6 protein-coding genes and 5 pseudogenes are annotated in these 10,190 nt (G+C 43.9%); 7 read left to right on the top strand and 4 right to left on the bottom strand.

The window, feature by feature from the left end; genetic code table 11:
* Positions 1-1,124: hypothetical protein (locus JCM21738_RS05335; protein WP_023626608.1), on the bottom strand; the 1,124-nt coding region annotated here is incomplete at its 3' end.
* Between the two features lie 136 nt (positions 1,125-1,260).
* Complete coding sequence (locus JCM21738_RS05330; protein ID WP_023626609.1) at positions 1,261-1,749, bottom strand: phosphatidylglycerophosphatase A family protein; 489 nt, start codon at positions 1,747-1,749, stop codon at positions 1,261-1,263.
* A gap of 208 nt (positions 1,750-1,957) precedes the next feature.
* Between JCM21738_RS05330 and yutH the strand changes: the two genes are divergently transcribed.
* The 5 genes and pseudogenes from yutH (at position 1,958) to thrB (ending at position 7,577) form a co-directional block, all read left to right on the top strand.
* Positions 1,958-2,965, top strand: a complete 1,008-nt coding sequence (gene yutH, locus JCM21738_RS05325) for a spore coat putative kinase YutH (RefSeq protein ID WP_023626610.1) — start codon at positions 1,958-1,960, stop codon at positions 2,963-2,965.
* A gap of 87 nt (positions 2,966-3,052) precedes the next feature.
* Positions 3,053-4,028: pseudogene (locus tag JCM21738_RS05320) on the top strand (2-hydroxyacid dehydrogenase).
* A gap of 227 nt (positions 4,029-4,255) precedes the next feature.
* Positions 4,256-5,553, top strand: a pseudogene (locus JCM21738_RS05315) (homoserine dehydrogenase).
* A pseudogene (gene thrC / locus JCM21738_RS05310) lies at positions 5,550-6,610 on the top strand (threonine synthase). Before JCM21738_RS05315 ends, thrC begins: the two co-directional pseudogenes overlap by 4 nt.
* A pseudogene (gene thrB / locus JCM21738_RS05305) lies at positions 6,607-7,577 on the top strand (homoserine kinase). The pseudogenes thrC and thrB overlap by 4 nt, the downstream one beginning before the upstream one ends.
* Before the next feature lie 29 nt (positions 7,578-7,606).
* Here thrB and JCM21738_RS05300 read toward each other — a convergent pair.
* A complete protein-coding gene (locus JCM21738_RS05300) occupies positions 7,607-7,843 on the bottom strand; it encodes a NifU family protein (RefSeq protein WP_023626615.1) in 237 nt (78 codons plus the stop codon).
* Between the two features lie 152 nt (positions 7,844-7,995).
* Between JCM21738_RS05300 and JCM21738_RS05295 the strand changes: the two are divergent.
* Positions 7,996-8,321, top strand: a pseudogene (locus JCM21738_RS05295) (YuzD family protein).
* Between the two features lie 287 nt (positions 8,322-8,608).
* Here the strand turns inward: JCM21738_RS05295 and JCM21738_RS05290 are convergent.
* A complete protein-coding gene (locus tag JCM21738_RS05290) occupies positions 8,609-9,676 on the bottom strand; it encodes an NAD(P)/FAD-dependent oxidoreductase (RefSeq protein WP_023626617.1) in 1,068 nt (355 codons plus the stop codon).
* 246 nt (positions 9,677-9,922) lie between these two features.
* On the opposite strand from JCM21738_RS05290, the gene JCM21738_RS05285 reads away from it, so the two are divergent.
* Complete coding sequence (locus JCM21738_RS05285; RefSeq protein WP_023626618.1) at positions 9,923-10,162, top strand: YuzB family protein; 240 nt, start codon at positions 9,923-9,925, stop codon at positions 10,160-10,162.
* Positions 10,163-10,190 lie beyond the last annotated feature (28 nt).

Raw genomic sequence — 10,190 nt, 5'->3', positions numbered from 1 at the left:
GTAGAAACAATATCTGCCCCCCTATCCAACAGGATATTGGTGAACACTCCTCTGCCTATGTGTGTGCTCCATTTTTCTTCATTTAATACATCGAAGTCGATATGTTGTTCTTGTGCCAATTGTTCCAAGAAAGCTTGTTTCACTTTGTTGAATCGTCTGTGGTATTGTAGACCACTTAGTGTTTCTCCAGTTTTATAGTCCACAAACAGTGCTTTTCTATTTTTGATTTTTCCCCTTTGCTCCAACAGGCTTAGTTGATTTTTATGTCTTCTTAGTACATCGCTTACTATCTTGAATGGCATAACACATTGCTGTCTCGGGCGTTTCACTTGTTCGTGTGTGTGGTTTATTTTGTCTGGGAACAGTAGTTCTTGGTTGTTTTTAATCACAAGTAGGAGGGTTTGTTGTCGGTTTATCGTTTTGTCATAGTAGGTTGGGCGTTTAAAGCTTCGTTTGGTGAGGTTGACCACTTCACTTCTTCTTACTCCTCCAAAGAACTGAAAGCAGATTCCCAACGCTATCTCTGGTGCTACTATTTCTGCTATTTTGATAAATTTATAGGTGAGTAGGAGTCGGTTATCCCCAAAATCCACAATCTTATTTGGGATATGTTCTCCCCTGGATGGGTACTCTGTTCCCAACTCTTTATCGTCGAAGGGGCTTGTCCCTTCTTCTATATCATCCAACTCAGGAATGGAAATGATATTCTCTTCATTTAGCCATTCATAAAACCTTATTAAGAACTTTTCAGACTCATACACCCCATTAGGAATGAGCTTTCCCTTACGTGCTTTCGCTGTTAGGTAGCTTATATAGTTTGCCCCGTGTGAAAGGTCTAAGCCATATAGTCCTTTATCCTTCAGAATGTTAAAATCGTCACTGTATTCGATGTTTTTTATACAGTAGTTTAAAAACCATACTGTTTCATTCGCTATTCTTTTTTGTGTACTTATGGCTTTGCTTTTTCTTGTACTTGTAGATGTAATATAGTTGGTTAATGGGGAAGGGTATACGAAGTTATTATCTTTATATTTGACTCCAATGCCAATTGCAGGGGTACTGTCTTTTTCCCCCATATGGAAACGGATTCTATTAAATTGTCTTACTACATATTTGAATTGCATACTGATTTGTCCCCCAGTGATAATGCTATAATTCTATATATTAGTAACATATCACGGGTTTTTCACTTAGTCAATAATGGGTGGGATAATATTATAAGGGGGTTATAATGTTGATACTAATGGGGTTTTTGGATTTTTATAATGTTTGAGAGTAATTAAATCTTAAGAGTGATATATAAACTATATCATCAAGGAAGGTATGGCACTTGCCGGTTGCTTCCTTATCATTAAGCTTCTCAAGAATACCAGGTTTCTGTTTATCAATAAAACCATAATTGGTAAAACCGATCGACCCATATATATTCACGATCGAGAATGCGAGGATTTCATCGACGCCGTATAAGCTTTCATCTGTTTCAATAATGGATTGAAGTGGTTCGCCAAGCTTCTTTTGTTCAGCGAGGATATCCAGCTGAATTCCAGTCAGTATAGCATTCTGGACTTCACGCTTGGAAAGAACTCGTTCAACGTTTTCGATACAATCCTCCATCTGCAGGTTTGGATGGTACTTTTCCTGCAGGTAATAGACGAGATTGGCGATATCTACTATTTCTATTCCACGCTCATGAAGCCACTTCCGGGCAGTTTCCTCTGTCATATGGATGGCACGTTTCTTTTCTAACATCTGCATCACCTTTCTATTCTTGATTGCAGCATAATCATACTCATTATCCTATTTAACCTAAAATATTCCGCTTAATCCGTTTTAGTGAAAGAATTATTCCTTTAAATCATTTCCCTAATGAAGCCGCTTATTCATTGTAATGTTGATTCAAGTTTTACAATCCAATACATATATTTGTAAAAGAGTGGCTTGGAAATGAGGTGCTAATATGTTTCAAAAGATGTTAAAAGAAGTATATGGGATTTCGGCAGATTCAGAAGTATCTCTTGGAAGATATCATGGATATAAGCATAATGAAGGGCTTTATTTGATTATGGACGCTAATGGTGTAAAAGAGCAAGAGATAAGCGAGCTGGCGAGGATTGCTGACCATATGCAAACAGCTGGGGACCGGAATGTCTCGAGGCTGCTGGCGGATAAGGAAGGAAAACAAATTTGCGAATGGGAGGGGAGAAAATACTGTGTGTTGATGAACCGCGCAGCACCTATGCCTGAAAAAATAAGAACAGGCAGGAAGCTGGCCAAATTCCACGCAAGGGGCAGGCAAATCCCGTTCAAAGTTGAAAGCATGAACAGGGTTGGGCAGTGGAAACAGCTCTGGGAAAAGCGGCTTGACCAGATGGAGAAGGTATGGAGCGGAAAGCTTTACACCGAACCGGAGAATGACTTTGAGAAGATGTTCTTGGAATCTTTTCCGTATTATATGGGGCTATCTGAAAATGCCATTCAATATCTCGCTGATACTGAGATTGATGATAAACCGACAAGGATCGACCATGGGACTGTTTGCCATGAGCGCTTTACTAATATGGTCTGGAGAGGAACGTATTTTGTTAAAAATCCTTTCGAATGGGTATTCGATCACGGTAGCCGGGACCTCGCTGAATGGGTAAGGGATCGTTACTTTGCCAACATCCAGACGAGCCAGCCGGAAATCAGGAACTTCCTGGCAGAATACCAATCAATGACTGTGCTTTCGCCGTTCTCATGGAGGCTGCTTTACGCGAGATTGCTGTTCCCGCTTCACTATTATGAGACAGTTGAAAATTACTATATAACACAATTGGAACAGACGAAGCGCCAGCTTGAAGACCGCTTGCGGAAGTATCTGAACCAAAGCAGTGATCATGAGCGGTTCTTGAGCCATTTTTATCATCTTAGCGAAGCACCGGTAAAAGCAGCGAAACTACCGGCAGTCGATTGGCTATTACGATAGTCGAAACTTTTTTGCCAAGGAAAGTGTGCTGATGTGGTAGAATGAAATTATTCTACTATATTAAACGCTTTCAAAAGGAGTTAGACTATGAAACCCTATGTTTATATCACCAGGAAGTTACCTGAAGAAACAATCATGGACCTCACCGAGCTTTTTGAAGTGAAAATGTGGGGCCATGAAGATATCCCTGCGCCAAGGGAAGTTATTTTAAAAGAAGCCCAAAAAGCCAGCGCTTTAATCACAATGCTCTCTGACAAAGTCGACGAGGAAGTGTTGTCAGCAGGTGAAAGCCTCAAAGTGGTCGCAAACCTGGCAGTCGGCTTTGACAATATTGACCTTGAAGCGGCAACAAAGCGTGGCATCATCGTGACAAACACGCCGGATGTGCTGACAGAGACAACAGCAGACCTTACCTTTTCTTTGCTGATGGCATCCGCAAGACGTATAGTCGAAGCGGCGGAATATATAAAAGCTGGCAAGTGGGGAGCTGGAGTCCGTACCTGCTTGCTGGGCATGATGTTTATGGGAAGACAATCGGGATTGTCGGCATGGGTAAAATCGGCGAGGCGGTTGCACGCAGGGCCAAAGGCTTCGGAATGGAGATTCTTTACCATAACCGCTCCCAAAAGCATGATGCTGAAAAAGAACTGGGTGCTGTCTACAGCTCTTTCGAGGAACTTGTGGCGAAATCTGATTATGTGGTGTCACTAGCTCCGCTAACATCGGAAACGAGAAATCTTTTTACCGCCGATGTTTTTGCAAAATGAAAAAAAGCGCGATTTTCATCAATGCAGGCCGCGGCCCGGTTGTGGACGAGCAGGCTTTATATGATGCGCTGAAAAATGGTGAGATTGCAGCAGCAGGACTCGACGTCTTTGAAAAAGAGCCAATTTCCGCTGACCATCCACTGCTTGCACTGCCAAATGTAACTGCGATCCCGCATATTGGCAGTGCAAGCACCGAAACCAGGACAACCATGATCAAGCTGTGCGGTGCCAATGTTAAAGCTGTTCTTACAGGCGACAGTCCGAAAACAATCGTCAACAAAGAAGTGCTTCAATAATCTACAAATCCTTCCCTTTGAACGGGAAGGATTTTTTAATATGGGAAAAAATTATTATAATCACAATTTTTATAATTTTTTTACACCTAGAGCCGCATAAGATTAAGCGTTTACACAGGAAAAGCATTCCAAATATTCCTTGTAAAAGCTATTTTTGGTCTTTATAATGTCTACTATACAAAAACAAATGTACATTTGAAACAGACGTGAAGAGAGGGGAAAAGAAAATGCAGGCAATCTCGGTTGGACTTCTTGGTTTAGGAACAGTAGGGTCAGGTGTGGTCAGGATCATTGAGAACCACCAGGATAAATTGATGCACCAGGTTGGGTGCCCGATTAAAGTGAAGAAAATCCTCGTTCAGGATGTTGAAAAAGAAAGGTCAGTAAAAGTGGACCCATCTCTCCTGACGGTGAATCCAGCTGATATTATAGAAGACCCGGAGATTGAAGTGGTAATCGAGGTTATGGGCGGGATTGAAGATACTCGAGAACACTTGCTTCAGGCATTAAGGAGCAAAAAGAATATTGTGACGGCAAACAAGGATTTGATGGCCGTCCACGGTTCCGAGCTTTTAACAGTTGCCAATGAAAATGGCTGCGACCTCTTTTTTGAAGCGAGTGTCGCCGGAGGAATCCCAATCCTGCGCAGCCTGGTGGATGGTCTTGCGTCTGACCGGATCACAAAGATGATGGGGATTGTGAATGGCACAACAAACTACATTTTAACGAAGATGAGCCAGGAGGGACTGGCATATGATAGCGTGTTAAAGGAAGCGCAGCAGCTAGGGTACGCAGAGGCAAACCCTGCATCTGACGTAGAAGGGCTGGATGCGGCACGGAAAATGGCGATCATGGCATCACTAGGATTTTCGATGAAGATAGATCTTGATGATGTCAAAGTGAAGGGAATAACATCTGTTACCGAAGAAGATCTGCAATATGGAAAACAGCTAGGCTATACGATGAAACTGCTCGGCCTCGCCGTTCGTGAAGGCGATAAGTCGAGGTGTGCGTTGAGCCGGCATTGCTGCCATCAACTCATCCGCTTGCGTCTGTCAATAATGAGTACAATGCGGTGTATGTTTATGGAGAAGCAGTAGGAGAAACAATGTTTTATGGGCCAGGTGCCGGAAGCTTGCCAACCGCAACAGCAGTGGTCTCAGACCTGGTTGGCGCCGTCAAAAATATGCGCCTCGGAGTAAACGGCCGTTCTTTTGTCACTCCGCAGTATGAGAAACAGCTTAAGGATGATGGAGAAGTGAATTCAAAGCACTTCCTGCGTCTTCACGTTCATGACGAAGTTGGTGTATTCTCAAAAATCACCTCACTTTTCGCAAGCCATAACGTCAGCTTTGAAAAAATCCTCCAGATGCCTTTGAAGGAAAAGGAGCTTGCAGAGATTGTGGTCATTACGCATAAAGCCTCCCTGAAGGATTACCAGGATATTTTAATGGAGCTGCATGACCTAAAGTTTGTGAAGGATGTCAAAAGCTCATACAGGGTCGAAGGAAGTGCAGGAGCATGAGATGGCGGGGTCTGTTAAGTGAATATCGTGAATACTTGCCAGTCAATGCTGAGACACCATTGCTCACCCTCCATGAAGGAAATACCCCGCTGATCAGGCTCGACCGGCTGTCAGAAGAATGGGGAGTCGATTTATATGTAAAAGTAGAAGGAGTGAATCCTACCGGCTCTTTTAAAGACAGAGGGATGGTCATGGCAGTTGCCAAAGCTAAGGAGGGAGGCAGTGACACTGTAATCTGCGCCTCAACTGGCAATACATCCGCCTCAGCGGCAGCTTATGCAGCAAGGGCGGGATTAAGATGCATCGTCGTCATTCCTGATGGAAAAATTGCGATGGGCAAACTTGCGCAGGCAGTGATGTATGGTGCAAACATCGTTTCGATTGAGGGAAACTTTGATGAAGCATTAAAAATGGTCAGGGCAATCAGTGAAACAGAACCGGTGACCCTCGTGAATTCAGTCAATCCTTATCGGCTTGAAGGACAAAAAACCGCAGCGTTTGAAATTTGTGACCAGTTGGGAGGCGCCCCTGACATTCTTGCTATCCCGGTGGGGAATGCCGGCAATATCAGCGCATATTGGAAAGGATTCAAAGAATACGATGCCAGTAAGCGCACGGGTTTGCCGCGAATGTTTGGCTTTGAGGCAGAAGGAGCGGCTGCGATTGTCAAGGGACAGCCGATTGAACAGCCGGAAACAATCGCAACGGCGATCCGCATTGGCAACCCCGCAAGCTGGGATCTGGCCGTGGCAGCCCGTGATGAATCTGAAGGAAAATCGATTTTGTCACAGATGATGAAATTTTACAAGCTTACAGCAAACTGGCGAGCACAGAGGGAATTTTCGCCGAGCCAGGATCCTGCGCATCGCTAGCGGGAATCCATAAACTATTACAGCGAGGCGAAATTCCTCAAGGATCCAGGATTGTTGCCGTACTGACCGGAAATGGATTGAAAGATCCTTCGACTGCGATTGACATAAGCTCGATTTCATCAGTGCTGCTTCCAAATGACGAGAGTATCGTCAGTGACTATATCAGGGGAGTTGTCCGGCAATGAAGGGGATCGAGGAACCATTATCTGCTGCTGGGATAGTCGGAGGGAAAGTTTTATCGTTAAAAGTTCCGGCAAGCTCAGCAAACCTGGGTCCCGGTTTTGATTCCCTCGGCGTCGCCTTGAACCTCTACATGGAAGTCCAGGCTGAAATAAGCGGCAAATGGAAGGTTACGGCTTTATCTGATTCATTAACAGGCTTTCCTGGTGATGAAAAAAATTTTATTTGCCAGATTGCGATGCAAACAGCTGAAATGTACAAGCAAGTAATGCCTTCGCTCCATATCTCTGTGAAAAGCGAGATCCCGCTCGCGAGAGGACTTGGTTCCAGTGCAGCAGCGATTGTCGCGGGTGTGGAACTGGCCAGTGAATTTTGTGGATTACAACTGGGCCGACATGAAAAGCTCGCGGTCGCTTCCAGGTTCGAAGGCCATCCTGATAATGCAGGTGCTAGCTTGTTTGGCGGCGTCATAGTTGGCAGCCAAATCGGAGATGAGGTTGACTTAACGGTCCTTGACCAGATTCAGTTTGACCCGGTACTTGTCGTTCCTAAGGAAGAGTTGCTGACAGAAACGTCACGTGATGTCCTCCCGGCAGCAGTCGATTTTCAGCGAAGTGTCCAGGCAAGTGCAGTAGCTAATCAGCTGCTTGCCGCATGATGACACAGAATTGGCCCCTAGCAGGTAAGATGATGAGCGCTGATTTGTTCCATCAGCCATATAGGAAAGCGCTTGTGCCATTTTTTGAAAAAGTGGAGAAAAAAGCCATTCAATCAGGAGCATTCGGAGTTGCTTTAAGCGGTGCAGGACCATCAATTATGTGCCTTGCTGAACCCGGCAAAGGGGAAGCAGTAGCGGAAAAATTGAGGCAGCATCTGGTGGGGTTGGAAATTTTCAGTTTGCAGATTGATAAGGAAGGTTGCAGGTCATCAATTTTATCAAAAAAGCGCCTTAAAAAAAGCGGTTTTGCCTAAGTTGGCAAAATCGCTTTATTATTGGTAAATTAGAATACCTGTTCAACCTCAACTACACCAGGTACTTCTTCTAAAAGTGCGCGTTCGATTCCCGCCTTAAGCGTGATTGTGGAGCTCGGGCAGCTTCCGCATGCACCTAGCAGGCGAAGTTTAACAATGCCATCCTCAACATCAACTAGTTCGCAGTCTCCACCATCGCGAAGAAGGAATGGGCGCAATTTATCTAATACTTCCTGTACTTGCTCAAACATTTGCTGTTCAGTCATGCAAATCGACTCCTTTCATAATACTTATTATAATCTTATCGGCCGGAAAAATCTATCCAATAAAACCGAAAAACCAGTGAACACAGTTTTTTCCTTATGCATCTTTTTCATCGTATAGTAAAATAAAAGAAAATAACAGGGGGTAATTGATAATGGAACGTAAAGAGGTAGAAATCGTCGTTTACGGTGCAGAAGTATTATGCCAAGCTGTGTAAACCTGCCATCCTCAAAAGAAACGTACGAATGGCTCGAAGCAGCGATCAGCAGAAAATATGCAGACCAGCCATTCAAAATTGTTTATGTCGATATCCACAATCCTCCATCAGAGGAAGACAAAAAGGAATTTGCCGAAAAAGTAATCGAAGATGACATGTTCTACCCTGTCGTCCTGCTCGAAGGCAAGGTCGTCGGGGAAGGAAATCCGAAATTGAAAACAATTTACGCAGAATTAGAGAAATATGGTTACGTTCCAGTATAAATCTGTTAAAAGCATTCCTATATGGGGTGCTTTTCTTCTTTTTTCAGAGATTTAGTATGGATTTCACGACTTCTTTAAGGGCGATAAACTTTTTATAGCGAAAAACTTCTTTTTATAGCGACTTTAAAGATTTTATAGCGAAAAAATAATTATTATAGCGACTTTCAGGATTTTATAGCGAAAATCTGGTTTTTATAGCGAATTGGAAATTTGGACGTATTTTTACCAATTTTGTGTCTGCCCACTAATAAAAAACCGGGCACAACCATCGCCCGGTTTTCAACATATCATCCATTATGATACTTATACATCCACAAAATCCCTGATTTCAGCAAGCGTGCGACGCGGCCTGTTATCGGGCGTTCGGCGACAAGGCCGAAGCCATGCTTTTTGCCGAGTGAGCCGATGACGCCTTTCAGCTTGATCGGCGGGAATGATTCAGGCGGTTCTTCACCTTTCCAGCGTTTTTGTAAAACCTGGACGATTTGTTCTGCCTGGCCTTCTGCAAGCTGTGCACTTGGTGCGTGCGGAAGGCTTGCGCAGTCTCCGACTATAAAAACATTCTCATAGCCTGGCAGATTATGTTGTGGAGTTACCATTGCACGGCCCATGCTGTCTTTCTCAACGTCCATCTCGCGGACAAGTCGATTCGCCTGGATGCCGGCTGTCCAAACGATCGCGTCACATACAATAGGCTCATCGTGGTTATAGAGAACATTTTTCTCTACTTCCGTGATATTCGCATTGTTGATGATTTCAACATTGTGATTGTCGAACCAATTCTCCACATATGTGCTCAGGCGTTCAGAGAAGGCAGAGAGGATATGGTTGCCACGGTCAAAAAGCTTTATTTTCAAATCTTTGCGGCTTTCAGCCAATTCACTCGCAAGCTCAACACCACTTAACCCTGCACCGACGATTGAAACAGATGAACCTGCTGGCAGGTTGTTGAGTGCCTGGTAGGTCGCCCGGGACTTTTCAATTGATTGGATGCTGTATGTGAACTTGTCTGCACCTGGGATATTGTGATATTTATCTTCACAGCCTAGACCGATAATGAGGTCGTCATATTGAACGAACTCATCGCCTTGCAGCTCAACCTTCTGATCCTCAAGATTGATGGCAGTTACTTCCGCATATTTTACTTGAAGGCGGGGATGCTCAGGAAAGGCCACCCGGATATGCTGGTCAGAAATCGTACCTGCAGCCAGGGCATAGTATTCTGTTTTTAAACAGTGGTATGGAACACGGTCAATCAGCGTAATTGATACATCTTCCGGCAGGTCATTCGGCAACAATTTATTAAGGACGCGCATGCCGCCATAGCCGCCGCCAAGGATAACGAGATTCTTCATGTAAATTTCCCCTTTTTAACTCTTCAGAGACAGTTAATGATGTTTCTCCAGCTCGCTTTCTAAACTAGTAATCGGATACAATTTTCAAAATTATTCTGCAATATTTTTATGCTCAATCAATCGCCATAAAAAGTATAACGAAATTGTGACAAAATAACAACAATTTTATGGATGTCCGTAAGCCCGGGAAATTGACGATTTACTAGAAAAAGGTTACGATTAAAAATCAGTAGAGAGGTGAAACAAATGATTAAGCCAATCATTGAATTTTGCATCAGCAATCTGGCAAGCGGTTCTCAAAAAGCGAGGGCGGAGCTAGAGCGTGATCCTGACCTTGACGTCATTGAATACGGCTGCCTTGGTTACTGCGGCAAATGCGCACAGTCCATGTTTGCGCTTGTAAACGGGGACCCGGTTGTGGGAGATACTCCCGAAGAACTAGTAGAAAATATCTATCAATATTTGGACGAAAATCCAATGTTTTAATATAGAAAAAGGCTGGCGTGGTATGAAC

This window comes from Mesobacillus boroniphilus JCM 21738, assembly GCF_000517385.1.
Taxonomy (GTDB): Bacteria; Bacillota; Bacilli; order Bacillales; family Cytobacillaceae; genus Mesobacillus; species Mesobacillus boroniphilus.
The sequence above is the reverse complement of the archived record's forward strand: the minus strand, read 5'-3'. Positions and strand labels throughout refer to the sequence as shown.

What these genes read in the sequence shown, in the direction of transcription:
- JCM21738_RS05290 (WP_023626617.1), bottom strand. Translation starts at nt 9,676, where the DNA reads ATGAAGAATCTCGTTATCCTTGGCGGCGGCTATGGCGGCATGCGCGTC.
- yutH (WP_023626610.1), top strand. Translation starts at nt 1,958, where the DNA reads ATGTTTCAAAAGATGTTAAAAGAAGTATATGGGATTTCGGCAGATTCA.
- JCM21738_RS05285 (WP_023626618.1), top strand. Translation starts at nt 9,923, where the DNA reads ATGATTAAGCCAATCATTGAATTTTGCATCAGCAATCTGGCAAGCGGT.
- JCM21738_RS05300 (WP_023626615.1), bottom strand. Translation starts at nt 7,843, where the DNA reads ATGACTGAACAGCAAATGTTTGAGCAAGTACAGGAAGTATTAGATAAA.
- JCM21738_RS05330 (WP_023626609.1), bottom strand. Translation starts at nt 1,749, where the DNA reads ATGTTAGAAAAGAAACGTGCCATCCATATGACAGAGGAAACTGCCCGG.